Origin of the sequence: Microbacterium hydrothermale, assembly GCF_004854025.1 — a bacterium.
GTDB classification, from domain to species: Bacteria; Actinomycetota; Actinomycetes; order Actinomycetales; family Microbacteriaceae; genus Microbacterium; species Microbacterium hydrothermale.
This window is the reverse complement of the sequence record NZ_STGM01000004.1, coordinates 311,342-335,627: the sequence shown is the minus strand read 5'-3', so window position 1 is coordinate 335,627 and position 24,286 is coordinate 311,342. Positions and strand designations below refer to the sequence as shown.

General features: G+C 71.6%; 29 protein-coding genes and 1 tRNA gene. 17 read left to right on the top strand and 13 right to left on the bottom strand.

From position 1 onward, the window contains the following. The 4 genes from FB047_RS10750 to FB047_RS10735 all read left to right on the top strand — a co-directional run bounded on the left by FB047_RS10750 (window position 1) and on the right by FB047_RS10735 (window position 4,635). The gene (locus FB047_RS10750) at window positions 1–885 is read left to right on the top strand and encodes an SURF1 family protein (RefSeq protein WP_136587178.1); all 885 of its coding nucleotides are present in this window, start codon (window positions 1–3) and stop codon (window positions 883–885) included. A gap of 10 nt (window positions 886–895) precedes the next feature. After that, on the top strand, window positions 896–1,417 hold the full coding sequence (locus FB047_RS10745; protein WP_136587177.1) for a DUF3817 domain-containing protein: 522 nt from the start codon (window positions 896–898) through the stop codon (window positions 1,415–1,417). Continuing rightward, entirely contained in the window at window positions 1,414–2,994 is a 1,581-nt protein-coding gene (gene guaA / locus FB047_RS10740; protein WP_136587176.1) for a glutamine-hydrolyzing GMP synthase, read from the top strand. The genes FB047_RS10745 and guaA overlap by 4 nt, the downstream gene beginning before the upstream one ends. A 273-nt stretch (window positions 2,995–3,267) precedes the next feature. Continuing rightward, a complete protein-coding gene (locus FB047_RS10735; RefSeq protein ID WP_240752747.1) occupies window positions 3,268–4,635 on the top strand; it encodes a glycosyltransferase in 1,368 nt (455 codons plus the stop codon). 2 nt (window positions 4,636–4,637) lie between these two features. Here FB047_RS10735 and FB047_RS10730 read toward each other — a convergent pair whose 3' ends face one another. Continuing rightward, window positions 4,638–5,351, bottom strand: a complete 714-nt coding sequence (locus FB047_RS10730; RefSeq protein ID WP_136587174.1) for an MBL fold metallo-hydrolase — start codon at window positions 5,349–5,351, stop codon at window positions 4,638–4,640. Window positions 5,352–5,421: 70 nt separating this feature from the next. Here FB047_RS10730 and FB047_RS10725 point away from each other — a divergent pair, with 70 nt between their 5' ends. After that, entirely contained in the window at window positions 5,422–5,979 is a 558-nt protein-coding gene (locus FB047_RS10725; RefSeq protein WP_136587173.1) for a TetR/AcrR family transcriptional regulator, read from the top strand. Here the strand turns inward: FB047_RS10725 and ligD are convergent. Together ligD and FB047_RS10715 are read right to left on the bottom strand one after the other, a co-directional pair. Then, window positions 5,946–7,175 (bottom strand): non-homologous end-joining DNA ligase, encoded by a 1,230-nt coding sequence (gene ligD / locus FB047_RS10720; protein WP_136587172.1) that lies wholly within the window; start codon window positions 7,173–7,175, stop codon window positions 5,946–5,948. The genes FB047_RS10725 and ligD overlap by 34 nt on opposite strands. A gap of 241 nt (window positions 7,176–7,416) precedes the next feature. Then, window positions 7,417–8,289: a Bax inhibitor-1/YccA family protein gene (locus tag FB047_RS10715; RefSeq protein WP_136587171.1), complete on the bottom strand. Its 873-nt coding sequence runs from the start codon at window positions 8,287–8,289 to the stop codon at window positions 7,417–7,419. A 142-nt stretch (window positions 8,290–8,431) separates the two neighbouring features. Between FB047_RS10715 and FB047_RS10710 the strand changes: the two genes are divergently transcribed. The 4 genes from FB047_RS10710 (at window position 8,432) to FB047_RS10695 (ending at window position 12,889) form a co-directional block, all read left to right on the top strand. Continuing rightward, the gene (locus FB047_RS10710) at window positions 8,432–9,427 is read left to right on the top strand and encodes a glycerophosphodiester phosphodiesterase family protein (protein WP_136587170.1); all 996 of its coding nucleotides are present in this window, start codon (window positions 8,432–8,434) and stop codon (window positions 9,425–9,427) included. Window positions 9,428–9,626: 199 nt separating this feature from the next. Continuing rightward, a complete protein-coding gene (locus FB047_RS10705) occupies window positions 9,627–10,556 on the top strand; it encodes an NAD(P)/FAD-dependent oxidoreductase (protein WP_136587169.1) in 930 nt (309 codons plus the stop codon). Window positions 10,557–10,730: 174 nt separating this feature from the next. Next, window positions 10,731–11,798: an ABC transporter ATP-binding protein gene (locus tag FB047_RS10700; RefSeq protein ID WP_136587168.1), complete on the top strand. Its 1,068-nt coding sequence runs from the start codon at window positions 10,731–10,733 to the stop codon at window positions 11,796–11,798. Next, window positions 11,795–12,889 carry an ABC transporter permease gene (locus FB047_RS10695; RefSeq protein ID WP_136587167.1) on the top strand — a complete coding sequence of 365 codons (1,095 nt, stop codon included), beginning with the start codon at window positions 11,795–11,797 and terminating at the stop codon, window positions 12,887–12,889. The genes FB047_RS10700 and FB047_RS10695 overlap by 4 nt, the downstream gene beginning before the upstream one ends. Before the next feature lie 61 nt (window positions 12,890–12,950). Here FB047_RS10695 and FB047_RS10690 read toward each other — a convergent pair whose 3' ends face one another. Further along, window positions 12,951–13,142 carry a hypothetical protein gene (locus tag FB047_RS10690; RefSeq protein ID WP_136587166.1) on the bottom strand — a complete coding sequence of 64 codons (192 nt, stop codon included), beginning with the start codon at window positions 13,140–13,142 and terminating at the stop codon, window positions 12,951–12,953. Between the two features lie 59 nt (window positions 13,143–13,201). Continuing rightward, window positions 13,202–14,197 carry a GTP-binding protein gene (locus FB047_RS10685; RefSeq protein ID WP_136587165.1) on the bottom strand — a complete coding sequence of 332 codons (996 nt, stop codon included), beginning with the start codon at window positions 14,195–14,197 and terminating at the stop codon, window positions 13,202–13,204. A gap of 79 nt (window positions 14,198–14,276) precedes the next feature. On the opposite strand from FB047_RS10685, the gene ykgO reads away from it, so the two are divergent. The 4 genes from ykgO to FB047_RS10670 all read left to right on the top strand — a co-directional run bounded on the left by ykgO (window position 14,277) and on the right by FB047_RS10670 (window position 15,286). After that, window positions 14,277–14,399: a type B 50S ribosomal protein L36 gene (gene ykgO / locus FB047_RS10680; RefSeq protein WP_136587164.1), complete on the top strand. Its 123-nt coding sequence runs from the start codon at window positions 14,277–14,279 to the stop codon at window positions 14,397–14,399. Window positions 14,400–14,438: 39 nt separating this feature from the next. Continuing rightward, a complete protein-coding gene (locus tag FB047_RS16950; protein WP_167494216.1) occupies window positions 14,439–14,603 on the top strand; it encodes a hypothetical protein in 165 nt (54 codons plus the stop codon). A gap of 81 nt (window positions 14,604–14,684) precedes the next feature. Next, the gene (locus FB047_RS10675) at window positions 14,685–14,993 is read left to right on the top strand and encodes an ArsR/SmtB family transcription factor (protein WP_136587163.1); all 309 of its coding nucleotides are present in this window, start codon (window positions 14,685–14,687) and stop codon (window positions 14,991–14,993) included. After that, window positions 14,990–15,286: a hypothetical protein gene (locus tag FB047_RS10670; RefSeq protein ID WP_136587162.1), complete on the top strand. Its 297-nt coding sequence runs from the start codon at window positions 14,990–14,992 to the stop codon at window positions 15,284–15,286. Before FB047_RS10675 ends, FB047_RS10670 begins: the two co-directional genes overlap by 4 nt. 132 nt (window positions 15,287–15,418) lie before the next feature. Here FB047_RS10670 and FB047_RS10665 read toward each other — a convergent pair whose 3' ends face one another. The 7 genes from FB047_RS10665 to FB047_RS10640 all read right to left on the bottom strand — a co-directional run bounded on the left by FB047_RS10665 (window position 15,419) and on the right by FB047_RS10640 (window position 18,849). After that, the gene (locus FB047_RS10665; protein WP_136587161.1) at window positions 15,419–15,643 is read right to left on the bottom strand and encodes an RNA-binding S4 domain-containing protein; all 225 of its coding nucleotides are present in this window, start codon (window positions 15,641–15,643) and stop codon (window positions 15,419–15,421) included. A gap of 56 nt (window positions 15,644–15,699) precedes the next feature. Further along, a complete protein-coding gene (locus tag FB047_RS17085; protein ID WP_205822891.1) occupies window positions 15,700–16,110 on the bottom strand; it encodes a ribonuclease HepT family protein in 411 nt (136 codons plus the stop codon). Then, on the bottom strand, window positions 16,107–16,577 hold the full coding sequence (locus FB047_RS10655) for a helix-turn-helix domain-containing protein (protein WP_205822889.1): 471 nt from the start codon (window positions 16,575–16,577) through the stop codon (window positions 16,107–16,109). The genes FB047_RS17085 and FB047_RS10655 overlap by 4 nt, the downstream gene beginning before the upstream one ends. Before the next feature lie 110 nt (window positions 16,578–16,687). Then, window positions 16,688–16,763: transfer RNA gene (locus FB047_RS16945), tRNA-Met, on the bottom strand. A gap of 82 nt (window positions 16,764–16,845) precedes the next feature. Next, window positions 16,846–17,496, bottom strand: a complete 651-nt coding sequence (locus FB047_RS10650; protein ID WP_136587160.1) for a GntR family transcriptional regulator — start codon at window positions 17,494–17,496, stop codon at window positions 16,846–16,848. Continuing rightward, on the bottom strand, window positions 17,477–18,382 hold the full coding sequence (locus FB047_RS10645) for a DMT family transporter (protein ID WP_136587159.1): 906 nt from the start codon (window positions 18,380–18,382) through the stop codon (window positions 17,477–17,479). The genes FB047_RS10650 and FB047_RS10645 overlap by 20 nt, the downstream gene beginning before the upstream one ends. Before the next feature lie 29 nt (window positions 18,383–18,411). Beyond that, window positions 18,412–18,849: a MarR family winged helix-turn-helix transcriptional regulator gene (locus FB047_RS10640; RefSeq protein WP_136587158.1), complete on the bottom strand. Its 438-nt coding sequence runs from the start codon at window positions 18,847–18,849 to the stop codon at window positions 18,412–18,414. Between the two features lie 54 nt (window positions 18,850–18,903). Between FB047_RS10640 and FB047_RS10635 the strand changes: the two genes are divergently transcribed. Then, window positions 18,904–19,272: a VOC family protein gene (locus FB047_RS10635; protein ID WP_136587157.1), complete on the top strand. Its 369-nt coding sequence runs from the start codon at window positions 18,904–18,906 to the stop codon at window positions 19,270–19,272. 256 nt (window positions 19,273–19,528) lie between these two features. Beyond that, window positions 19,529–20,467: a hypothetical protein gene (locus FB047_RS10630; protein WP_136587156.1), complete on the top strand. Its 939-nt coding sequence runs from the start codon at window positions 19,529–19,531 to the stop codon at window positions 20,465–20,467. Window positions 20,468–20,480: 13 nt separating this feature from the next. On the opposite strand, the gene FB047_RS10625 is transcribed toward FB047_RS10630, so the two are convergent. Further along, on the bottom strand, window positions 20,481–20,888 hold the full coding sequence (locus FB047_RS10625; protein WP_136587155.1) for a YccF domain-containing protein: 408 nt from the start codon (window positions 20,886–20,888) through the stop codon (window positions 20,481–20,483). Between the two features lie 140 nt (window positions 20,889–21,028). Between FB047_RS10625 and FB047_RS10620 the strand changes: the two genes are divergently transcribed. Further along, window positions 21,029–21,505: a YflT domain-containing protein gene (locus FB047_RS10620; protein WP_136587154.1), complete on the top strand. Its 477-nt coding sequence runs from the start codon at window positions 21,029–21,031 to the stop codon at window positions 21,503–21,505. Window positions 21,506–21,654: 149 nt separating this feature from the next. Further along, window positions 21,655–24,087: an ATP-dependent helicase gene (locus FB047_RS10615; RefSeq protein WP_136587153.1), complete on the top strand. Its 2,433-nt coding sequence runs from the start codon at window positions 21,655–21,657 to the stop codon at window positions 24,085–24,087. Window positions 24,088–24,286 lie beyond the last annotated feature (199 nt).

The following is a 24,286-nucleotide window of genomic DNA, read 5'->3' as shown; positions in this document are numbered from 1 at the left end:
ATGACGTCGACCCCCGCGACCGATTCCGCGCCGCCGCAGATCTTCCCGCCCACCCTGCGGGAGGTCATGCTGCGACCGCGGTGGATCGCGCTCCTGGCGTTCTCGCTCGTCATCGCTGGAGTGCTCGCGTGGCTCGGACAGTGGCAGCTCGGCCGCGCCGTCGACACCTCGCCTCCCGAGCCCGGGCAGACCGAGGTCGTGCGTCCGCTCGCCGACGTCGTCCAGCCCGGTGACTACCTGCCCGAGCCCCTCGTCGGACAACGGGTCGAGGTGAGCGGAACCTGGGTGGCATCCGACTTCATCGTCGTGTCGTCGCGCTTCAACGACGACGTCGAGGGGTACTGGGTCACGGGGCAGCTGCGGGTCGCGGGCACGACGGAACCGACGTCGATCGCCGTGGCGACCGGCTGGACCAGCGATCTCGGTCAGGCCGACGCGGCCGCCGCACGATTGCAGGCGGAGGCCGAGGCCGATCCCACCGCCGTCGTCGAGGTGACGGGGCGCCTGATCTCCGACGAGGGTCCCTCCGTCCCGCCCGCCGGGGCGGACCCGCAGACGCTGGTCAAGATGTCACCGGCCATGCTCCTCGGGCGGTGGCACGACACCGGCGACCTCAGCGTGTACCGGCAGTACATCGCCTCGCAGACCGCCATCGGCCCGCTCGACGCGATCGCCTCTCCCGCGCCCGACGAGCGTTCGCGCGTGAACTGGCTCAACATCTTCTACGCGGCCGAGTGGGCGATCTTCGCCGGCTTCGCGCTCTACCTCTGGTACCGCCTCGCGCGCGACGCGTGGGAGAAAGAGGTCGAAGACCTCGAAGACGAACAGCTCGAGGGCGAGCAGACCCGGCCTCTCGCGGCGGATGCCGCGGAATCCCGCGACTAGACTGGCATCCATGCCCCGCGCCCCGAAGCTCGCCTCGTTCCCGGCGATCCGCGGAGCCCTGAAGTTCTACCAGATCTGCTCCATCATCACGGGTGTCGGCCTGCTCCTGCTGGTCGCCGAGATGATCCTGAAGTACACGCCCATTCACGTGGAGCTGTTCCTCGGCGGGTCCGGCGGCTTCCTGTGGTTCGCGGATGCCGTTCCCGGCCCCGACTGCCAGTGGTTCTCGTTGTTCGTCCCCGGCGGCAACGGCTGCTCGATCCTGTCGACGGGCGACGGCGTGAACGTGTCGCTCGCGATCCTCGTCGCGCACGGCTGGTTCTACGTCGTCTACCTCATCTCGTGCTTCCGCGTCTGGAGCCTCATGCGGTGGCCGTTCCGTCGGTTCGTCTTCCTCGCCCTCGGTGGCGTGGTGCCGTTCCTCTCCTTCATCCTCGAGGTGCGCACCGCCCGCGGCGTGCGCGCCTACCTCGCCGAGCGCGAGGCCGCCCAGGCCTCGGCTCCCGTCTCCGCCCCGGAGGGCACCCGGTGACCGAACAGACCGAAACGTCCCAGCGTCCCGTCCTCGTCGTCGACTTCGGCGCCCAGTACGCGCAGCTGATCGCCCGCCGCGTCCGTGAGGCGGGCGTGTACAGCGAGATCGTGCCGCACACCGCCTCGGCGGAAGAGATCGCGGCCAAGAACCCCGTCGGCATCATCCTGTCGGGCGGCCCCTCCTCGGTGTACGAAGAGGGGGCTCCGCGCCTCGACGACGGCGTCTTCGACCTCGACGTCCCCACGCTCGGCATCTGCTATGGCTTCCAGGTGATGGCCAAGGCCCTGGGCGGCGAGGTCGCGAACACCGGCCTCCGTGAGTACGGCGCCACCGATGCCACCGTCGTGACCGAGGGCACCCTCCTGCAGGGACAGCCCGCCGAGCAGAACGTGTGGATGAGCCACGGTGACCAGGTCTCCCGTGCTCCCGAGGGCTTCGAGGTGCTCGCCCGCACCGCGCACACCCCCGTCGCCGCCTTCGCGAACGACACCCGTCGCATGTACGGCGTGCAGTGGCATCCCGAGGTCAAGCACTCCGACCACGGCCAGAACGTGCTCGAGAACTTCCTGCACAAGGCGGCGGGACTGCCCGCCGACTGGAACAGCGGCAACGTGATCGCCGAGCAGGTCGCCCGCATCCGCGAACAGGTCGGCACCGGTCGCGTCATCTCGGCCCTGTCGGGCGGCGTCGACTCCGCCGTGTCGACCGCGCTCGTGCACGAGGCCGTCGGCGACCAGCTGATCGCCGTCTTCGTCGACCACGGCCTCCTCCGCAAAGGCGAGCGCGAGCAGGTCGAGAACGACTACGTCGCCTCCACCGGCGTGAAGCTCATCACGGTCGACGCGCGCGAGACGTTCCTCAACGCCCTCGCCGGTGTCAGTGACCCCGAGCAGAAGCGCAAGATCATCGGCCGCGAGTTCATCCGCGCGTTCGAGAAGGTGCAGGCCGACCTCGTCGCCGAGGCCGCCGCCGAGGGCGAGCAGGTGCGTTTCCTCGTGCAGGGCACGCTCTACCCCGACGTCGTCGAGTCGGGCGGCGGTGCCGGCACGGCCAACATCAAGAGCCACCACAACGTCGGCGGTCTGCCGGAGGACCTCCAGTTCGAGCTCGTCGAGCCGCTGCGGACCCTCTTCAAAGACGAGGTCCGCGCGATCGGCCGCGAGCTCGGCCTGCCCGAAGCCATCGTCGGCCGCCAGCCCTTTCCGGGGCCCGGTCTTGGCATCCGCATCGTGGGCGAGGTCACCGCTGACCGTCTCGAGATCCTGCGTGAGGCCGACGCCATCGCTCGCGCCGAACTGACCAAGGCGGGCCTCGACGACGAGATCTGGCAGTGCCCCGTCGTGCTGCTCGCCGACGTGCGCTCCGTCGGAGTGCAGGGCGACGGCCGCACCTACGGCCACCCCATCGTGCTGCGGCCGGTGTCGTCGGAAGACGCCATGACGGCGGACTGGACGCGCCTGCCCTACGACGTGCTGTCGAAGATCTCGAACCGCATCACCAACGAGGTGCGCGACGTGAACCGCGTGGTGCTCGACGTGACGTCGAAGCCGCCGGGGACGATCGAGTGGGAATGAGCCGGGCCGTCGGTCGCGACGAACGTCGCTGCTGACTCCCGGCTACGTGACACGCCCTCCTGAGTCGATAGCGGGGCCCCTACCCCGATCGACTCAGGAGGGCGTGTCACTTCGCCTCGCGCTCGCGGCGGCGTGCGCGCTCCGCCGACCCGGCCGAGAGGTATGTGTTGCGTGGTCGAGCCGCTGAAGGCACGGCATCGCGCCCCGACACCGGAAGACGGCCGCGCGCGCGGGGCAGCGAGACGAGGGTCGCCGGTGGGAGAGGATGGGGGCGTGAGCGACGCCGACTTCCCCGACGCCTGGTACCTCATCCTCTCGAGCAGGCTGATCCCCGATCTCGATGGCGGGTATACGATCTCCACTCTCGCGCGGGCACGTCAGATGACGGATGCCGGAGCGGCGCCCCTCCTGCTGACCGTCGACCCGGGCGACGCCGACGCCCATGCCGCGCACCGGCGGACCTTCGTCGAGCGGGGGGCGGCCGCGGCATCCGGGGTCTTCCGCAACCTCTTCGACGAGGCCCTCGGCCCCGACGGGGGAGCCGCGGACTGGCTGCGCGCATCGGCGCACGAGGGGCGGGCCGACCCGGCCCTCGAGTACCGTGACGTCGCCGGGGGGGCGGTCTCGCTTCCGAACGTGATCGACCCCGATTGGCACCTGACGACGGCCCCCATCGTGGTGAGGGATGCCGCGGGCGATTCCGTCGGCGTGATCGACGGGTTCGGAGCGCTCTACCGCGCGTGGCTCACGCACCTCACGGCGCAGCTGCGAGAGAAGAATCCGCGTCCCGTCGTGATCATCTGCGAGTCGCGGCAGCTCGGAGAGCTCATCGTCGGATGGGGGGACGACGACGTCAGGATCCTGCACACCGTCCATACGATCCACCTCGAAGCCCCGTACCGTCCCGACGCGGCCCTGAACGCGCTCTGGACCCGCTGGTTCGAGATCGCTCCGCGCTTCGACGCGGTGCTGTGGCCGACGGCGCAGCAGCGCGACGACGTGCGCGAGCGCTTCGGCGACGCGGCGAACGATGTCGTCGCCCCGCACGCCGTCCGCGCTCCCGCGGCGGTCGTCCCCGCCGACGACCGCGACGCCGGCCGCGTCGTGGTGCTCGGGCGTCTGGCCCCCGGCAAGCGTCTTCCCGCGGCCGTGCGGGCATTCGCCCGCCTCGTCGCCGAGGTGCCCGCGGCCCGCCTGGAGCTCTGGGGAGCCGGCGCCCAGCGGAGTGAGCTCGAGGCCCTCGTCGCCCAGCTCGGGCTGGGGGAGGCCGTGACTCTCCCGGGACTCACGAACGACGCCGGCGCCGTACTCGATCGCGCCGCGGTGTACCTCACGACCTCGGCCTTCGAGGGGCAGGGGCTCGCTCTCGCCGAAGCGCTCGCGCACGGAACCCCCGTGGTCGCTTACGACATCCGCTACGGCCCGCGCGACATGCTGGCCGCGGGGGGCGGCATCCTGGTTCCCGACGGCGACGAGGACGCGCTGGTCGCCGCCCTCTCTCAGGTGCTGACGGATGCCGCGATGCGACGCCGACTCTCGGCGGAGGCGGTGAGCGCGGCGGCGACCCTCAGCCCCGTGCGCGCGATGCAGACCCTCGCCGCCGCGTGCGACGAGGCGGTGAGCAGGCCGCGCCGCCGCTGAGATCAGGCGCGCGCGGCCTCCCGCACGGCGCGGACGGCGGCCGCGGGGGAGCCGTGGAACGCCGGTCCGTGGCCGGGGAGCACCCAGTCGGCATCCAGATCCGCGATGTGCGCCAGCGAGGCGATCGCCGCGGACGGGTCGTCGGTGAAGGGCGCCGGTCCGGGGCCCGTGCGGCCGGTGAGCACGTGCCGGGTCGTCAGTGCATCCCCGACGAACACGGCTCGCACCGCGGGCGAGAAGACGGCGATGCTGCCCGGGGAGTGCCCGGGCATCGAGATCACCCGGGGTGCGCCGGGCAGGTCGAGCGTCGAGTCGCCGTCGAGGACGACGACCTCGGTCAGCCACTGCGGCCGCATGCCCTTGCGGATGCCGAAGGCGGCGAAGCCGAGCAGGGGACCGAGGCGCATCGGTCCCATCGGCGTCTTGGGCTTGTCGCCGCCGCGGGCGCGGTCCGCGTCGGCCGCGTGCACGAAGACGGGGACGCCTTTCTCGCGACGCAGGCGCTCCGCGAAACCGACGTGATCGCTGTCGCCGTGGGTGAGGACCACCCCGCGGATGTCGTCGAGCGAGCGGCCGATGGCATCCAGTTCGCGGCGGAGATCGGCGTACATGCCGGGAAGCCCGGCGTCGACGAGCGTGATGCCCTCCGGCTGGACGATGAGATATGCGGCGACGATGTCGTTGCCGATGCGGTGGAGCGCGGGGCCGAGTTGCATGGAATTCTCCTGACTGATGGCTACGAACGTTAGCCATGATAGCTTATTTACGTAGCCATGGGGAGGGATCATGCCGACACCGGAAAGAACGTCGACTGCGCAGATCATCGGCGCCGCCGTCCGCCTGCTCGAAGACGGCGGGCCCGCCGCCGTGACGATGCAGGCCGTGGCGAACGCGGTCGGCGTCAAGGCGCCCTCGCTGTACAAGCGCGTCCGCGACCGTGACACCCTGCTGCGCCTGGTGGGCGAGCAGGCCGCCGACGACCTCACGCGCCGGCTCGAGGCGGCATCCGGGCGCCTCGACGACGCGCTCCTCGCGTTCCGACGCTTCGGGCGCGAACGGCCCGAGGCCTTCCGCCTGCTGTTCACGAGCCTGGTGGATGCCGACCGGCTCGCCGCCACGAGCGCGCCGGTGCTGCGCGTGACCGAGGCCGTCGTGGGCCCGGCCCACGCTCTCGACGCGGCGCGCCTGCTCACGGCCTGGGCGACGGGCTTCGTCACGATGGAGCTCGCCGGGGCCTTCCGTCTCGGCGGTGATCTCGACGAGGCCTATAGCTACGGGATCACGCACCTGGTGGGATCCCTGCGGACCGCTCAGGAGCCGGAGCGCCCCGCCCACGGGTCGTAGTCGGCGATCAACTCCTCCTGCGCGGGGCGCGCGGCATCCGGGACGTGCTGCAGATTCACGCGCACGCGGTACCAGAGCGAACTCGAGCCGCGCATGCCGTCGACCAGGACGTCGGCCGGATGCAGGGCGGCCGCGGCCTCGGGATGCCGCGCCTTCCATGTCTCGAGGGCGTCGAGGGCCTCGGGCTTCGTCTTCGTGCGGGCGACCTCGATAAGGGGCATCGTCGAGGCGCGGCGGCCCGAGCCGTCGGAACCCCGCGGCGGCTTCTCGGCCGGTCCGAGCTCCGCCGCCAGGGCGAGGAGGGCGTCGAGGGATCCCGCGGCGTCGTCGATCCCGACGTGCGGGTCGCCGATCGAGGCGAACCTCTCGGGCACGGTGAGCACGGTGAACTCCGCGGGGCGGCGCGAGCGCAGCTCGTCCCACGTGAGCGGGGTCGAGACGCGGGCGTCGGGCAGGGCGCGGATCGAGTAGGCCGAGGCGACCGTGCGGTCCTTGGCGTTCTGGTTGAAGTCGACGAACACGCTCTCGCCGCGCTCCTCCTTCCACCAGCGGGCCGTCGCGAGGCCCGGGGCGCGGTTCTCGACCTCGCGCGCGAGCGTCTCGGCGGCCAGGCGCACGTCGGCGTACTCCCACTCGGGACGGATGCGCACGAGGATGTGCAGGCCCCGCGAGCCCGACGTCTTCGGCCACCCGACGAGACCGTGGTCCTCGAGCACCTCGCGGGCGATGAACGCGACGTCGACGATCTGCGCCCAGTCGACCCCCGGCATCGGGTCGAGGTCGACGCGCAGCTCATCGGGATGGTCGAGGTCTTCCGCGCGCACGGGGTGCGGGTTGAGGTCGAGGCAGCCGAGGTTGACGATCCAGGCCAGGCCCGCGGCATCCCGGATCACCGCCTCTTCGGCCGACGTGCCGGAGGCGTAGCGCAGCGTCGCGGTGTCGATGAAGGCGGGGTGGTTCTCGGGCACGCGCTTCTGGAAGAACGGCTCCTGATCGAGGCCCTTCGAGAAGCGCTTGAGGACCATGGGGCGACCGCCCGCTCCGCGCAGCGCCCCGTCGGCGACGGCGAGGTAGTAGCGCACGAGGTCGAGCTTGGTCAGGCCCGGCTCGGGGAAGACGACGCGGTCGGGGCTGGTGACGCGCACCTCGTGGCCGTCGACGTCGAGGATCTCGGGGGGAGTCTTCGCGGGGCTCATGCCGGGAGGCTAGCGTCGCGGCATCCGGGGTGGGGGCCCCTTGCGGGCGGGGGCGTGGGTGCGGGGCAGGGTCGCCGTTGCGGCGGAGGGTCGCCGGTGCGGCACGGGGTGCGAGGCGGGGACGCGGGACGGTGCGGGGCAGGGCGGCGCGGGGCGGGGCGGTGCGGGGCAGGGCGCTGCGGGGCGGAGAACGACGAAGGGCCGCCCCGGACGGGACGGCCCTTCGTTCGACGCGCGTGCGTCAGTTGTTGCCGCGCACGATGGCGATGAGGCGCAGGATCTCGACGTACAGCCACACGACGGTGACCATGATGCCGAAGGCGCCGACCCAGCCGTAGACGCGGGCGGCGCCGTTGCGGACGCCGCGCTGGATCTGGTCGAAATCGAGCACCAGCGAGTAGGCGGCCATGATGACCACGAACACGCCGATGATGACGCCGAGCGGGATGCCGAAGATCTCGATGCCGCTGCGCAGACCGAACGCGCCGCCGGCGATCGGGACGTTGAACAGCATGAGGCCGAGGTTGACCAGGCTGAACACGAGGTAGCCGACCATCGCGATCAGGAAGATCTTGGTGGCGCGGGCCGAGGCGCGGATCTTGCCGCTCGCGAACAGGGCGAGGGTCACGCCGACGACCGACAGGGTGCCGAGCGTCGCCTGCAAGACGATGCCCGGGAAGATGAACTCGAAGAACGCCGAGATTCCGCCGACGAACAGACCCTCGAACGCCGCGTAGGCGACGAAGACGGGAACGGAGGGCTTCTTCTTGAACGTCGCGACCATGGCCAGCACGAAGCCGACGAGGCCACCGACGATCATCGGGGCAGCGCTCGGGTTCGGGTTGGCGGCGCTGACGCCGGCCATCGACCAGATCCAGCCGACGACGGCGGTCACGACGAGGATGCCGAAGAGCGCCAGGGTCTTCATGACGGTGTCCTCCACCGTCATGCGGCCGGTGTCGACGGCGCTGGCCGACGGGGCGGCGTAGGCGCCTTCGATCGTCGCGGCGGCGGCGGGGTCGACGGCCGGGGGCGGGCTGTAGCGCGTCTGAGCGCCACCGGCTCGAGGGTCCTGGAACGCCGGGTTGTTGAATGCCGGGTTGTTGAGGGCCACGGGAACTCACACTCCAAAGATGGTGATCACAGCACCGTGCTGTCAGACAACACTAGCCGAGAGGGCCGCCGGATTCCTTGTGCTGACTGGGATTCTGCTTTGAGCGGACCTCGTGTTCACCCGCCGTCGCTACCGTGACGGGGTGCCTGTCGTCATCGGTCATCGCGGAGCTCCCGGATACCTCCCCGAGCACTCCCGCTCCTCCTATCAGCGGGCGATCGCTGCGGGGGTGGATGCCGTCGAACCCGACGTCGTGCCCTCGAAGGACGGCGTGCTCGTGGTGCGCCACGAGAACGAGATCTCCGGTACCACCGACGTCTCGACGCGCCCCGCCTTCGCGGATCGGCGCACGTCGAGGGTCGTCGACGGCGAGGAGCTGACCGGCTGGTTCACCGAGGACTTCACGTGGGCGGAGCTGCAGACCCTGCGCTGTCGCGAACGGATCCCCGCCATCCGGCCCGGCAGCGCCGCGCACGACGACACCGAACCGGTGCTGCGCCTGCGCGACGTGCTCGACCTCGCGCGGGAGGCCGGGATCGGCGTCGTGCTCGAGATCAAGCACGCCGCCGCCTTCGCGCGCCGGGGCTTCGACATGGCCGAGCTCGTCGCCGCCGAACTGCGCGAGAGCGGATGGGCGGATGCCGTCGACGCCCTCGTCATCGAATCCTTCGAGCCCCTCGTGCTCGCGAGGCTGCGAGAGCGCGGCATCCGCGTTCCCCTGGTCCAGTTGATCGAGGCAGACGGGGCGCCGTGGGATCTGCGCGAACGCGACGGGTCCGAGGCGCGGACGTACGCGTCGATGCTCACGGCGGCCGGCTTGGACGCGCTCGCCGACGAGGTCGAGGGGATCAGTCCCGACAAGCGCCTCGTGCTCGCCCCCGACCGGTGGGGACGGTCGAAAGGGCCGGCCGGGTTCGTCGGTGCGGCGCAGGAGCGCGGACTGCGGGTGTTCACCTGGACGTGTCGTCCCGAGAACGCCTTCCTGCTTCCGGCCTACCGTCGGGGCGGCGGCAGAGCGGCGCTCGGCGACTACCGCCGCGAATGGGGAGTGCTGCGCGACGCCGGGCTGGACGGCGTGTTCGTCGATCACCCGGATCTGGGCGTGGAATTCTTCGGCGGCGCCGCGCGGAACTCCTGACTTTCGCGCGCGACTGTGGCTCGCGGCCGCGTCATCGAGCGGAGCGGGCCCGCGCACGGTGCGGATTCTCAGGAGTTCTGCTCGCGCGGGTACTGCGCCCGGGGCGGAGTTCGGCGCGCGCTGCGCCGGGCGCCGGGGCGCCGAGCGCTGCGCGCGCAACCCCGTCGGCTCCCGTAGTCGCCCGGGCGAGGATGACGGCATGACGGTGGACGTGACGGTGGTCGGTGGCGGCATCTCGGGTCTCGCGTGCGCGCGGGCCGTTCAGGATGCCGGACGGTCGGTGCGCGTGCTCGACCGCGGCCGTCGCGTGGGGGGACGGCTGTCGAGCCGCACGATCGACGGGCGCGCGGTCGACCTCGGTGCGTCGTACTTCGTCGTCGGTGAGGCCGAGGGCTTCGCCCACGTCGTCGCCGGATGGGAGGAGCGACAGCTCGCGCGGCCCTGGACCGACACGTTCCAGGTGATCCAGCCGGACGGGTCGCAGACCCCCAAGCCCGGACCCATGCGGTGGGCGGCGCCCCTCGGCCTGCGCTCTCTCGCGCTCGATCTGGCAGACGGGCTGGACGTGGAGAACGAGCGCGTCGTCGAGAGCGTCGAGCCCTTCCGCGTCGACGGCGACGACGCCGGCGAGGTGGTGCTGGCCATGCCCGCTCCGCAGGCCGCACGTCTCGCGGGGGAGTCCCCCGGCGGGGCGCAGGAGTGGGAGCCCGTCATCGCCGTGGTGCTGCGGTGGGACGAGCGGAGATGGGATGCCGACCTGCACGGCGCCTTCGCCGCCGACGATCCTGACGTGTCGTTCATCGCGGACGACGGCGACAGGAGAGGCGACGGCGCCCCCGTGCTCGTGGTGCACACGACGGCGGAGCGGGCCGCACGCCACCTCGACGATCCGGACGCGGCGATCGCGCCCGTCATCTCCGCGACCCGGCGCTTGCTGCGCATCGACGACGACCCGGTCGCGACCCGCGCGCACCGGTGGACCTTCGCTCGCCCGGCCGAGACGACCGGGCGGCCGTTCTTCCGCTCGCCGGGCCTCTCGGCGTGCGGTGACGCCTGGGGGGAGAGCGCGGCGGTGCGCACCGCGTGGACCTCGGGCGATGCGCTGGGGCGCGCGCTCGCGGCATCCTGAGCTCTCCGTCGCGTGCGACGGGTGCAGCGCGCGGCCGTCCCGTGGTGAGCGGGGCGACACGCGCGGGCGGCGAGGGGCGGGAATCGGCGGCGCCGCCCGTCGACGTGGGGGAGTCGCCGTGCGGTCGAGGGCCCCGCCGGTCGGCGTGTCGGACCCTCCCCCTAGGGTGGGCGCATGGAAGCCGGAATCGATGTCGCGGGCGTCAAACGGTCGTTCGGTGCGGTGCAGGCGGTGCAGCACGTCACGTTCTCGGCGGCGCCGGGGCGGGTGACGGGACTGGTCGGGCCGAACGGCTCCGGCAAGACGACGCTCATGCTCATGCTCGCCTCGCTTCTGCGGCCCGATGACGGAACGCTGCGCATCGGCGGCATCGACCCGTTGGGCGACCCGGCGGGTGCGCGCCGCATCCTGGGCTGGATGCCGGATTCGCTCGGCGCCTGGCCGAGCCTGACCGCCCGCGAGGTGCTGGTGGCCACCGCGCAGCTGTACGACCTGTCGCGCGACGACGCCCGTATCCGCGCGGACGAGCTCCTCGCCCTCGTCGATCTCTCCGGACTCGCTCACTCCGCCGCGCGGGTGCTCTCTCGCGGGCAGAAGCAGCGCCTCGCCCTGGCCCGCGCCCTCGTGCACGATCCGCGCGTACTCCTGCTCGACGAGCCGGCGTCGGGTCTCGATCCCCAAGCGCGCATCGCCCTGCGCGAGCTGCTGCGGCGGCTCGCGGCCGAGGGGCGCACCATCCTGATCTCGAGCCACGTGCTGTCGGAGCTCGAAGAGGTGGTCGACGACGCCGTCTTCCTCGTCGACGGGCGCACGGTCGGAAGCGACCGGGTCGCCGCGGCCGCCACGCGCGTGCGTCCGTGGCGCGTGCGCCTGCTGACCGACCCGTCGCGGCCGGGCGACGCCGCCCGAGCCGACATCGCCGCGGCACTGGGACGCACCGCGGCCGAGGTGGGCGTCGATCGCCGGGACGTGCTCGTCCCGTTCGCCGACGAGGCCGCGGCCGTCGCGGGATTCCGCGCGCTCGCGAGCGCCGGTCTGCCGGTCGTCGAGTTCGCCCCGGCCGTGGGGGATCTCGAGCACGCGTTCCTCGACCTGCGGGGCGACGCCCGCCCTGCCGATAACGTCCCCCCGGCTCCGGATGCCGAGGCGGCGCGGACGGATGCCGCGCAGGAGCCCGACGGGACGGCGGGAGCCGCGGGCGACCCGCCGACCGATCGACGCGACGACGGGAGCCGCGCATGAACCTCCACCGGCTGGGAACGATCGTCGGGATCGAGCTGCGTCAGCGCGTGCGCTCGGTCGCCTGGTACGTGCTGCTGGGCGTCTTCGCGCTCATCCTGCTCGGTCTGCTGCTGCTCTCGTTCGCCTCGTTCGCGCTCTGGAACGGCGGCAACGAGTTGTTCTTCTCGATCGTCATCATGCTCGTGCTGCTGCTGGTGCTGCTCGTGTCGCCGACGCTCAGCGGGAGCGCGGTCAACGGAGACCGGGATGCCGCGACCCTCGCCCCCGTTCAGGTCACGCTCGTGACCACGGGCGAGATCGTCATCGGCAAGTTCCTCGCCGCGTGGATCTCGGGGCTCGCCTTCCTCGTGGTGGCGGTGCCGTTTCTGCTCGTGGCGACGTTCGCCGGCGGTCTGAACCCCCTCGTCATCCTGACCTCTCTCGTGATCCTCGTGCTCGAGGTCGGGGTCGTGGCGGCCATCGGCGTCGGGCTGAGCGCCGTCGTCGCCCGTCCGCTCTTCTCGGTGGCGAGTACCTACCTCATCGTCGCCGCGCTCACGATCGGCACCCTGCTGGTCTTCGGGCTCGGGGGGACGGCCCTGCGCACCTCGCAAGAGGTCGTGTCGCGCGACTTCGACTTCGCGGCGGTCCCCTCGGGGTGCGATCCTTTCGCGACGTCGCCGCAGAACGGGTGCCCGTCACCGGGTGAGGTCGGGTGCGTCGACTCGACGAGCTACACCGAGATCCCCCGCTTCGACCGGGTCTGGTGGGTGCTGGCGGCCAATCCGTTCGTCATCCTCGCCGATGCCACGCCGCCCACGTACGACCCCGAGTACGGCGCACCGAGCGATCTCTTCTCGCAGATCGCCTACGGGGTGCGGCTGGCGCAGATCGCGCCGGAGCCGCGTGTCGAGCGCGACTCGTGCGCAACGTACACGTCGGAGCGGGTGCCCGACCACACGACCCCCGAACAGCAGGTCGCGGGCACCGCGCCGAGTTGGTTCGTGGGCCTGCTCGTGCAGCTCGTCATCGCGGGCGGTCTGATGGCGTGGGGGATCGCTCGGACGCGCACCCCGTCGAGGAGGCTGCCGCCGGGCACACGGATCGCGTGAGCGCCGGTCGGTCAGCGAGCCCCGCGCCGGTGTCGCCACGGCGCGGGACACCGGGATCGCCTCAGGCGTGTCCTTCGGCGGCCGGGAAGCCAGGGTCGGGCTCGACGGTGTCGCCGGTGTGGTCGTCGAGGTGCACGTGCTCCTCCGCCTCGGCGGCGTCTTCGCGCACCTCGTCGGTGACGGCGTCGGTCGGGGCGGCGGAGTCGGCGTGCGCGTCGTCGGAGTGACGGGAGGGGATGTCAGGAGTGCTCATGCCTCCACGGTGCTCCTCGGCGCCGAGCGGGCGAACCGGCTTGACAGGAGCTCGTCGCTTCAATCGGCGGCATCCGGGATCGAGGGCTGCGTCGCGGGCCACGCCGGAAGGGGGTCGGCGAACCCGGCCCACGCGGTGGGTCCCGCCGCGAGCTCGTCGTCGGTGAGGGCGGCCTCGTCGAGGATGTGCGCCAGGCGCGGGGCGGAGAGATCGAGACCGGTGAAGGCGATCTCCTGGCCGAGGCCCATGCGGCCGTCATCGGTTCCGAGCGGTTCGATCCACATGGCCGATCCGACGTGCTCCCACCGCGCGAGGATGCCGGGACGCGAGGCCAGACGGCAGAATCCCGCCGAGCGCACGAGGCGTCCCGCGGCGCCGTCGTCGAGCCGGTCGAGCGCGGCGGACAGGCGCTGCGGATGGAACGGTCGCACCTGCTCGTAGACGAGGGTCGCGACACGGTTGTCGCGCATGAACGGGTCGTGCTCACCGTTGAGCGCGCGCACCCAGCCCGCGCGTTCGAGCAGCTCGCCCTCCTGCGCGGCCGGCGACCGCAGGTCGCTCAGCGGGTCGCGCGACAGGCGCACCACCGCGGTGGGGTTGAGGTGGGAGGCCAGTGCCATCTGCACGGCGAGGGCGGGCGTCGGCACCTGCTCCCAGTTGATCCAGACGATGCGCGAGGCCAGCTCGAGGGCGAGGGCGGCCTGGCGCGCGCGGGCACCGACATCGCCGCGGGCGTCGCCGGGCTTCGCGGAGGTCACCAGGGCGGCGTCGTCGAGCAGGTCGCCGATCATGTGACGGGCGTCGACGACGCAGACCGCCTCGACGTCGGCCCCGCCCCGGGCGACGAGGGAGTGGATGAGGTCGACGTCGGTGCCGAGGTCGACGACCGCGTGGTCGTCCGTCGAGCGGGGGCGCGGAGTCGGAAGGGCGTGCGCGGCGCGCAGGTCGGCGAACCGCAGCAGGTGGAGCGGTCGTTCCAGGGCGATCGCGGTGCGTTCGGCGTAAGCCCGGCGTTCCGGGGCGCAGACGCCCATGATGGCGATCGTGCGGGGCATGGCATCCACCTCTCGGTTGTCTCGGATCGGAGAACACTCTAGCCTCCTATTGAGAACAGTTATCAACAAGGAGGATGCCGTGAAGGTCCGCGCTTCGATCAAGTCCCTGAAGAATCAGCCCGGCGCACAGGTCGTGCGCCGACGCGGGAGGATCTTCGTGATCAACAAGCTGAATCCGCGCTTCAAGGGGCGGCAGGGGTAGGGCTGGGCGCCGACCGCCGCCCTTCGTAGACTCGCCCGCATGGAGGCTGCGGGGTGGGTGGTGGGCATCGTGATCGGGTTCGCGCTGGCCTGGCAGGCGGCGTCGGTCGGCCGCGAGGCGTGGCGTCGCCGCGAAGCGAAGAAGATCGAGGATGCCGCAGAACTGGGTTGGACGCGACTCGTCCGACCGCGCGACGACGAGTGACGGTGCGATAACGCGAACGAGAACCGTTCCCGATTTCGTGAACGTATTGCAATTCGTTTATGTGTCTGGTGTCGTAGGCACGTGGACAAGATCGCGGGGCTCGACGAGGCCGCGGAGCTGTTCAAGGTGCTCGGCAGCGAGTCGCGTCTCGCGCTCGTCTGGCTGTTGAACACCGAACCGCTCACGGTCGGCGCGCTGGCGGCGTCATCCGGACTCTCGCAACCGCTCGTGTCGCAGCATCTGCGTACACTGCGGCAGGCGGGTCTGGTGACCTCGGAGCGCGACGGGAAAGAGGTCCGTTATGCCCTCGCCGACCAGCACGTCGCTCACGTCGTGCTCGACGCGATCGCCCACGTCACCGAACCGACTACCCAGGGGAACGAACAATGAGCACTGCCGAGACCCACGCCGAGCACACCGTCGACGAGCACGCGCACGGCGACGACTGCGGGCACCAGAAGATCGAGCACGGCGATCACATCGACTACGTGCACGGCACCCACCACCACGCTCTGCACGGCGACCACTACGACGAGCACGAGTCGAAGGCCGAGCACTCGGTCGACGAGCACCGTCACGGCGACGACTGCGGGCACGAGAAGGTCGAGCACGACGACCACGCCGACTACGTGCACGACGGTCACCGTCACGCGCTGCACAGCGACCACTACGACGAGCACTGAGGTTCGACGGTGTCCCGTGTCACGAGCGCGGGGTGACCGTCCGAGGCCCGCTTCCCGTTCGGGGAGGCGGGCCTTCTTCGTCGCCGCGTCTCGGGTTCGCTCGGTCGGGGTTGTCCCGGGGTGACCCCGCGGTCAGGCCTGCACGCGGAAGGACCGACCCTCGAAGGCGATCACATCGCCGACCTGCAGCTGACGTCCGCGGCGGCGCTCGACCTCGCCGTTGACCGTCACGTAGCCGTCGATGATCGCCTCTTTGACGTCTCCGCCGGAGTCGAGCACGCCCGCGAACTTCAGGAACGGCCCGAGGCGGATCATCTCGCTGCCGACGGGAACGTCCTGGGGTGCGGGGGATGCCATGGATCCAGCATGGCAGGTGGGTGCGCGGTCCGCGCTCGGTCGGGGCCGTCGGCGGATCAGAGGGCGGGGTTCGACGCGAGGGTCGACCGCCACGCGGTGAGGTACGGGGGGAGGTCGGTCGTGAGGGTCGCCCAGAAGAGGGTGTCGTTCATCGCTCGATAGCCGCCGTGCGAGGCGATGTTCCTCATGGTGCGGAGGGCGTTGGAGACCTCGTGGGGCACATCGTTCAGGAACGGCGCGAACTCCTCGACCTCGAAGAGGGCGGCGCAGCGGATGATGACCATCGATCCCGACGCGTAGGCGGGGGAGTTGCGCACGAACGCCTCTCGTCCGCTCGTCGTGGCGTGTTCGAGGAAGGCCTCTATGGCGTCGAGGCTCTCCGCGAACTTCGCTCGGGCGGTGTCGGCGGACGGGGCGTCGGCGCGGGGGAGACGGCTGAACCGCCGAGGGATCTCGGGGTTCGTCACAGTGGCACCGCCGTCACATCGTCGAGGAACGCGGGCCGGCCGGTGCCGTCGACCACGACGTCCACGGGGAAGCCGGTGAGCGACTCCACCTCGTTCTGGAAGCGCGCGACGTCGAGATAGCTCCGGCCCTCGTCGAGCTTCGCCACGAGGTCGATGTCGGACGTGAAGTGATCGGACCCGCGGGCGATCGACCCGAAGACGCGGATGTCGGTCATGCCCGATCGGGCGCCGACGGCGATGATCTCCGCCGCATGCTCCTCGACGGCGATGCTCGGGCGGTAGTCGGCCGCGCGCAGGAGGCGTTCCAGAACCTCCGCGCTGATGCCGCGGCGCGCGGCCTCGATCGCGGCGACGTGCGGCTGGCTCATGCCGGCGGCGCGCGCGAGTTCCATCTGCGACATTCCGCGATCGAGCCGCGCGGCCTTGACGAGCGCCGCGGCGTCGTCGGGATCGAAGCGCGCTGCCACGTGTATACCTCCGTGGTATACGGTACCGGCCGGGATGCGTCTCGTCGAGGACGCGCCGTCGCGGGATCTTCGGCGACGGCCGGCCCGACGGGCGCGGCGAGCGGGAGACGTGGACGCGACGGCGGGAGTCGAACCCGCCACGCCTTCGGTTATGAGCCGAGGCCCGGGACCGCCCGGATCGCCGCGATGTGCCCCCACGCTAACCCGGCCCAGTCGGGTTGGCTAAGGGGCGTTGCGGAGCGTGACGGGACGTGTCGCCGCGTGTCGGTCAGCCCCCGCGCCGCCCGTCGAGGATCGCCCGGGTCGAGTGATCGAGGTGCGCGCGCACGGCCCTCTCCGGATCGCGCAGCGCCTCGGTGACGTAGGCGCGATGCTCTTCGGTGAGGGCGCCGGGCGCGTAGGCCGGGCGTACGTGCGTGAGCAGGAGGTGCATCTCGGAGTCGAGCCGGCGGTACTCCTCGGCGATTCGCGGACTCCCGGCGGCGTCGACGAGGGCGAGGTGCACGCGCGCGTGCGCCGCGAGGGTCGCCGCCCAGTCTCCCGAGCTCTCGGCCGCCGACAGCTCGTCGAGAGCCGCCTCGGTCCCGGGAGGGCGGATGCCGCGGTCGCGGACGATCCGCAGGGCCTCGGTCTCGAGGGCGCACCGCAGCTGCTGCAGGGCGATGAGGGCGTCGTCGTCGAGCGAGGACACCCGCACGCCGCGATAAGGCTCGGCCGTGGCGAGTCGTTCGCCGGTGAGACGCGCGAGCGCCGTGCGGGCGGTGTGCCGCGAGACGCCGTACGTCGCGCTCAGCTCCTCCTCGCGCAGCGGAGTGCCGGGTGGCAGGTCCCCGGAGAGGATGCCGGCGCGAACGGCGTCGGCGACGACGTCGGCCGTGCGGGGGCCCGGCGTGGGGGCGTCAGGCGCGGGCTGCGGCATCCGGAACCTCCTGGCGTCGACGGGCGGGAGCGGAGACCACGGCGAGGCCCACCGCGATGAGGGCGAGGCCGACCGCGCCCACCGGCGTCAGCTGTTCGCGCAGCACGAGCAGGCCGAGCAGGGTCGCGGCGAGAGGCTCGGCGAGGGTGAGCGTCGACACGGTCACCGCGGTGAGGCGCGCCAGGCCCCACCCGAACAGCAGGTAGGCGCCCGCGGTCGTCACGATGCCCAACCAGAGCGCAAGCGCCAGACCGTTCGGCGTGAGCAGCCATCCCGTGCCCGCGAGGAGCAGGACGGGGACGCTCGCGAGAGCGGCGACGCCGAAGACGGTGCCCATGACGCGCGTGGAGTCCCACCCCCTCTCGATCAGCGTCTTCGCGCACACCGTATAGAGGGCGTACGACATCCCGGCGCCGATCGATCCGAGCAGGCCGCCGGCGGAGAGCGTGACGGTGCCGCCGGTCACCCCCGACACCAGCACCACGCCGGCGAGGGCGACGGCGGTGGCGAGCATCCAGCGCGAGGTGGGGGAGCGGCGCAGGCGCACGGCATCCGCGATCCCCGTCGCGATGGGCGCGGAGCCGAGGGCGACGACGGTGCCGATGGCGACGCCGTTCTCGCGGGTCCCGAGGAAGAACAGCGGCTGATAGGCGAGCACGCCGACGGCGCCGAGCGCGATGAGCGCCGCCGTCGAGCCCCGCGTCCCGGTCGTGGCGCGGGGCGGGGTGCGCCGCCCGAGGGCGAGCAGACCCAGGATGCCGCCGCCGAGCACGATCCGCGCGGCGCCGACCGCGATGGGCGAGGCGTCGACCCCGGCCAGGGCCTGCGCGGTGCCGGTCGTGGAGAAGCACAGCGCCGCGGCGAGGATGGCGAGGGCGGGAAGCATGGATGGATTGTTACACAATCCAGCGTCCGTCAGGACCTCAAGGCCGCAACCATCGAGCGGAGAGCGCGCAAGGCGGCTGCCTGTTCGGCGTCCGTCATCCCGTCGAGCATGCGGCGCTCGACATCGCGGACGGCTGCGCTCGCCACCTCGAGAGCGCGATGACCCTTCGGTGTGAGGCGGGTGGGCAGCGCCTTGCCCGACGGGGCGGTGGCGGGCCGTTCCACGACGCCGTCGCCCTCGAGTGCCTGCAGGAGGACGTTCATCGACTGCCGGGTGACGAAGGCTCCGCGGGCGAGGTCGGAGTTCGACAGTCCCGGTCGTTGCGCGAGCAGTTCGAGGCAGGAGTAATGAGTGATCGTCATCCCGAGGGGGCGGAGGACCTCTTCCATCGCCGCCCGCAGGGCGCTCGCCGCCTCCTTCAACAGGTAGCCGAGGGAGGTGTCGAGATCGATCCGCTCTTGCGTCATGTCAGTATTCTGACATAGCATCTGTGTCAGATAACTGACATACGAGGAGATCTCATGCCCGTCACCGGACCCGACTTCGTTTCCCTGCAGGTGCGCGACCTCGCCACCTCCCACGCTTTCTACGAGCGCTACCTCGGTCTCGAGCGCTCTCCCGCGGGCCCGCCGCACGCGGTCGTCTTCGCCACCGCGCCCATCGCCTTCGCCCTCCGCGATCTCGCCCCCGGTACGGATCTGACGGGTGTCGCCCAGCCCGGGGTCGGTGTCGGGCTCTGGATGCTCGCGACGGACGTGCAGGCCATCCATGACGCCCTCGTCGCGGACGGGCACCGCATCGTCATGGATCCGATCGACGGTCCCTTCGGCCGCACCTTCGCCTTCGCCGATCCGGACGGCTACCACATCACCCTTCACGACCGCGGCTGACAAGCGTCGCCCCGGGGGTCCCCTGCCGTCGCGCGGAGTCCGCTGGCCACGCGCGGCGTGCCGGATGCCGCGGGGCGGCGCATCGTCGCCGGTTCCGCGAGACGGGCGAGGCGGGGTGCCGTGAGGTTGGGCGCCGAGAGGTGGGCGGGGAGGAGCGCCGCGGGGGAGCGCAGCGGGCCCGGTGAGGCCCGCGGGCGGCCCGCCCGCCGCCTCCGCCCCGAGCGGACGCTCAGCCGCCGACGGGTAACGTGGGTGCATGGCGACGACGGCGGGACGCGGCATCCTGGCCCTCGGCGTCGCCGGGATCCTCCTCGCTTTCGGGGCCGTCATCGCCGTGCTGGTCGATCCGTTCGCGCGGGTGCCCATGATGGTCGATCCCTCGACCGAATGGGCGGCGCGGGTGCTGCTGCTCCTCGGCGTCGCGTGGCTCGTGATCGGCATGCTCGCGGCGCGCACCAGCCTGGTGCGCCGCCCCGGCGCGGCTGCCGCCCGCGCGACCTGGATCGCATCGACGCGACCCTGGCGGGCGCGCGAATCCAGCCTCGGCGTGCTCCCGCTGGACCGCTGGCTCATGATCCTCGTGCCCGGCGGACTGCTCGTGACGACGCGCATCGTGCAGACCCCGCGCGACGGGCTCCTCGGCGTCGCGATCGCGGTCCTCGGGTGGTTGCTGTTCGCCGCGGCGGTGCGGCTGCTGCTCGGGAGGCGCTCGCCGTGGCCGATCATCGCGGCGGTCGGGGGCGCCCTCGTGCTGCGCTGCGTCGTCGCCCTGCTCGCGGTCGCCCTCAGCGGCCCCGACGGCATCTGGCCGGCGCTTTGGTCGGCGCCGGTGGTGCGCATCCTCTACCTGATGGTCGCGTTCGCCCTCGTGGCCTGGGTGTTCATCGCGGCGGGCTGGTCGCTCGCCGCGCAGCTCGGACGTCGTCGCGCCGGGGGCATCGCCCTGGCCGGCATGGGGATCGGCTACGCGCTGCCCGCGGCGACGATCGCCGTCATGGGGGCGCGCGACGCCCTGCGCTCGTGGAATGAGCAGGTCGGCATCCTGCCCTGGGACCTCGCACGCCTGACCGGCATGCGCGACGGCGCCTTCCCGGTCGAGCTCGTGGCCGTCACGGCCGTGATCGGCGCTGTCGCCACGGTCGTCGGCATCCTGCTCGCCCTTCCGCGTCGCGTGTACACGCGACCGGCGCGCTGAGACCGATCGCCTCTCAGCGCCCGAGGGTCTGGTCGAACGGCCCGCCGCGGCGGATGTCGCGCACCTCTTTGCCGAGCGGGAAGAGCGAGACCGGCACGAGCTTGAAGTTCGCGATGCCGAGGGGGATGCCGATGATCGTCACGCACAGCAGGAGGCCGGTGACGATGTGCTCGAGGGCGAGCCACCATCCGGCGAGGACGACCCAGACGAGGTTGCCGAGGAACGAGCCCACGCCCGCGGTCGGTTTCGCCACGATCTCGCGGCCGAACGGCCACAGCGCGTACAACCCGATGCGGAACGAGGCGATGCCCCACGGGATCGTCACGATAAGGATGCAGAGCACGATCCCCGCGGCGAGGTAGCTCAGGAACAGCCAGAAGCCCGACAGCACGAGCCACAGGACGTTGAGGATCAGGCGCATGCGTCCATCCTCGCGTGCGCGGCCGGTCGGTGCGCGGGGTTTGACAGGGGGCCGCTAACCCGGCGTCGGGCGGCGCGCAACCGCCCCGCGCGCGACTGTCGTCGCCGTTAGCGTGAGGCCACCGAGGGAAGGAACCGACCATGTCCGATGTCACCCGCGCCACCCCCGAACGCCGCGTCCTGTCGAGCTTCAGCGATTACACCGGCGCCCAGGCGGCCGTCGACCGCCTCTCCGACGCCGGTTTCCCCGTCGAGCACACCGCCATCGTCGGGCACGGCGTGCGGATCGTCGAGCAGGTCACCGGCCGGATGACCCGCGGGCGGGCGGCACTGCTCGGGGCGGCGTCCGGCGCGTGGTTCGGCCTGATGATCGGGGTGCTCATCGGGCTGTTGAGCGTCGGCGGATTCCTCGGGTTCGTGCTGCTGGGTCTCGTCCTGGGTGCGGTCTGGGGAGCGGTCTTCGGCTTCGCCGGGCACGCGTTCACCGGCGGCCGTCGCGACTTCTCGTCGGTGCAGGGTTTCGAGGCGGAGCGGTGGGACGTGACGGTGGATGCCGAGCATTTCTCGCGCGCGCAGTCGCTGCTGTCGTCGGGTGCGGCGGGGGAAGCGCGGGGCTGAGGGCGTCCGCGCGGCCGGGAGGCCGGGCGCGGGGGCCGGTCTCGGGGTGTCGTTCGTGGCCCCGGGGCTTCGGCTGCACGCGGTGAATCCGCCGGCCTGAACGCGGGCCGGGGCCGATGTCGGAGGCCCCGCCTAGACTTGACCCCGCCATGACCGATGCCTCCACGCCCCTCATCGTCGGCGGTCCCGCACCGTCGGACGCCCGTCCCGACGCCGACCTCCTGCAGGGTCTGAACGGCCCCCAGCGCGAGGCCGTCACCTATCGCGGGCAGGCGCTGCTGATCGTCGCGGGCGCGGGATCGGGCAAGACGAGCGTGCTCACCCGCCGTATCGCCTCTCTGCTGCGCACGCGCGAGGCGTATCCGAGCCAGATCCTCGCGATCACCTTCACCAACAAGGCCGCCGGCGAGATGCGCGAGCGCGTGCACCAGCTGATCGGGCAGAAGGCCGACGGCATGTGGATCTCGACGTTCCACTCGGCGTGCGTGCGCATCCTGCGGCGCGAGGCCGAGCAGTTCGGCTTCACCAAGTCGTTCACCATCTACGACTCCGGCGACTCGCGTGCGCTCATCAAGCGCCTCGTGAAAGAGCACGAGGGCGACTCGTTCGGTCTCACCCCCGCGGGCACGCAGAGCCGCATCTCGAAGCTCAAGAACGAGCTGGCGGATGCCGAGTCCTACGCCCGCTCCGCGAACATGAGCGACCCCGCCGAGCGCGTGTTCGTCGAGATCTTCGGGTCCTACCAGCGCGAGCTGCAGCGGGCCAACGCCTTCGACTTCGACGACCTCATCGCGCAGACGGTCTACCTGTTCCGGGCGTTCCCGCAGGTCGCCGACCGCTACCGCAAACGGTTCCGGCACATCCTGGTCGACGAGTACCAAGACACCAACCACGCCCAGTACGCGCTGATCCACGAGCTCACGCGCCCTGCGGGGTCGGACGCCGAGCCGTTCTCGTCCGGCGGCATGATGATCTTCGACGCCGAGCCTGCGGGTGAAGACGCGGCGTCCCTCACCGTCGTCGGTGATTCCGACCAGTCGATCTATGCGTTCCGCGGCGCCGACATCCGCAACATCAGCGAGTTCGAGCGCGACTATCCGGGCGCGAAGGTCGTGCTGCTCGAGCAGAACTACCGCTCGACGCAGAACATCCTGTCGGCGGCCAACGCCGTCATCGCGAACAACTTCGACCGCAAAGACAAGAAGCTCTGGACCGACGTCGGGGCGGGCGACCCCATCATCGGCTTCACCGGCTACTCGCAGCACGACGAGGCGCAGTTCGTCGCCGACGAGATCGAGGCCCTGCACAAGAAGGGCGTCGACTACTCCGGCGTCGCCGTGTTCTACCGCACGAACTCGCAGTCCCGAGCGCTCGAAGAGATCTTCATCCGATCCGCCGTGCCCTACAAGATCATGGGCGGCACCAAGTTCTACGAGCGCGCCGAGATCAAAGACGCCCTCGCCTACCTCGTCGCCGTCGCCAACCCCGCCGATTCGATGGCGCTGCGTCGCATCCTGAACCGCCCGCGCCGCGGTATCGGCGACGTCACCGAGACGGCCATCGCGCGGTACGCCGCCGAACACGACATCACCTTCCGCGACGCCCTCGCCAACTCCGCGCAGCTCGGCGTCGGCCCCAAGCTGCAGAAGGCCATCGATCAGCTCGACGCCGTGCTCACCGAGGCCACGGCGGTCATGCTCCCGGCATCCGGAGAGCTCGCCCCCTCCACCTCGGTCACCGAGGGGCTCACCCTGCTGCTCAACAAGAGCGGGTACTTCGACGCGCTGCGCGCGAGCAAAGACCCGCAAGACGAAGCGCGCCTCGAGAACCTCGACGAGCTCGTGGCGGTGACCCGCGAATTCGCGCGCAACAACCCCGAGGGCACGATCATCGACTTCCTCACCGAGGTCACCCTCGTGGCGGATGCCGACGACCTCGACGACGCATCGGGCTCGGTGTCGCTCATGACCCTGCACACCGCGAAGGGGCTCGAGTACGACGCCGTCTTCCTCACCGGCGTCGAAGAAGACCTGCTTCCGCACCGCATCTCGGCGAACGAGCCCGGCGGACCGCAGGAGGAGCGCCGGTTGTTCTACGTCGGCATCACGCGCGCCCGCAAGCGTCTGCACATCTCGCTCGCGATGACGCGCGCGCAGTTCGGCGAGGTCACGGTGGCGATGCCGAGCCGGTTCCTGCAAGAGATCCCCGCCGACCTCATCGACTGGCGCCAGTCGCCCGGCGATGTCAACGGTCGCGGAGGCTCGCAGTCGCGCGCCCTCAACGCGCGCGGTCGTCGGCCCGGCCAGACCGGCGGTGGCAATCGGTACGGCGACGACCTCGTGCCTCTGCCCAAGCGCGCGCCGGCGGATCCGAGCAAGTTCCCGAACCGCATCCCCGCGAAGGTGCGCGACAACGGCGACATGGTCCTGGCCGCGGGCGATCGCATCCGGCACGACGACTTCGGCGAGGGCCGCGTGGATGCCGTGACCGGCGAGGGCGCGAAGCGCGTGGCGCACGTGCGCTTCGACACGGTGGGTCCGAAGAAGCTCCTGGTGAAGATCGCGCCCATCGCGAAGGTGTGACGCGAGGCAGGGGCGCGGGGCGGTCGCTCGGCCCGCCTCGCTTCGGCCGCGTGCTGAGCCCGCCCGAGCGGTTTTGGGGCGTGTTCCGTGCAATGGGGTGGTCGGTGTGCGCCCCGGTGCATTTTCTGCGCCCCGAACCGGCGCGGCGGCGCGCCGCGACATGAACCGGAACGTGGACCGGGCGAGCCGGGCGTGTGGC

Coding starts and splice junctions, on each gene's coding strand:
- FB047_RS10615 (WP_136587153.1), top strand. CDS start 21,655: ATGACCGATGCCTCCACGCCCCTCATCGTCGGCGGTCCCGCACCGTCG.
- FB047_RS10635 (WP_136587157.1), top strand. CDS start 18,904: ATGCCCGTCACCGGACCCGACTTCGTTTCCCTGCAGGTGCGCGACCTC.
- FB047_RS10670 (WP_136587162.1), top strand. CDS start 14,990: ATGAGCACTGCCGAGACCCACGCCGAGCACACCGTCGACGAGCACGCG.
- FB047_RS16950 (WP_167494216.1), top strand. CDS start 14,439: ATGGAGGCTGCGGGGTGGGTGGTGGGCATCGTGATCGGGTTCGCGCTG.
- FB047_RS10645 (WP_136587159.1), bottom strand. CDS start 18,382: ATGCTTCCCGCCCTCGCCATCCTCGCCGCGGCGCTGTGCTTCTCCACG.
- FB047_RS10625 (WP_136587155.1), bottom strand. CDS start 20,888: ATGCGCCTGATCCTCAACGTCCTGTGGCTCGTGCTGTCGGGCTTCTGG.
- FB047_RS10745 (WP_136587177.1), top strand. CDS start 896: ATGCCCCGCGCCCCGAAGCTCGCCTCGTTCCCGGCGATCCGCGGAGCC.
- FB047_RS10690 (WP_136587166.1), bottom strand. CDS start 13,142: ATGAGCACTCCTGACATCCCCTCCCGTCACTCCGACGACGCGCACGCC.
- FB047_RS10640 (WP_136587158.1), bottom strand. CDS start 18,849: ATGACGCAAGAGCGGATCGATCTCGACACCTCCCTCGGCTACCTGTTG.
- FB047_RS10730 (WP_136587174.1), bottom strand. CDS start 5,351: ATGCAACTCGGCCCCGCGCTCCACCGCATCGGCAACGACATCGTCGCC.
- FB047_RS10705 (WP_136587169.1), top strand. CDS start 9,627: ATGACGGTGGACGTGACGGTGGTCGGTGGCGGCATCTCGGGTCTCGCG.
- FB047_RS10695 (WP_136587167.1), top strand. CDS start 11,795: ATGAACCTCCACCGGCTGGGAACGATCGTCGGGATCGAGCTGCGTCAG.
- FB047_RS10630 (WP_136587156.1), top strand. CDS start 19,529: ATGGCGACGACGGCGGGACGCGGCATCCTGGCCCTCGGCGTCGCCGGG.
- FB047_RS10700 (WP_136587168.1), top strand. CDS start 10,731: ATGGAAGCCGGAATCGATGTCGCGGGCGTCAAACGGTCGTTCGGTGCG.
- ligD (WP_136587172.1), bottom strand. CDS start 7,175: ATGAGCCCCGCGAAGACTCCCCCCGAGATCCTCGACGTCGACGGCCAC.
- FB047_RS10620 (WP_136587154.1), top strand. CDS start 21,029: ATGTCCGATGTCACCCGCGCCACCCCCGAACGCCGCGTCCTGTCGAGC.
- FB047_RS10650 (WP_136587160.1), bottom strand. CDS start 17,496: ATGCCGCAGCCCGCGCCTGACGCCCCCACGCCGGGCCCCCGCACGGCC.
- FB047_RS10750 (WP_136587178.1), top strand. CDS start 1: ATGACGTCGACCCCCGCGACCGATTCCGCGCCGCCGCAGATCTTCCCG.
- FB047_RS10665 (WP_136587161.1), bottom strand. CDS start 15,643: ATGGCATCCCCCGCACCCCAGGACGTTCCCGTCGGCAGCGAGATGATC.
- FB047_RS10685 (WP_136587165.1), bottom strand. CDS start 14,197: ATGCCCCGCACGATCGCCATCATGGGCGTCTGCGCCCCGGAACGCCGG.
- FB047_RS10725 (WP_136587173.1), top strand. CDS start 5,422: ATGCCGACACCGGAAAGAACGTCGACTGCGCAGATCATCGGCGCCGCC.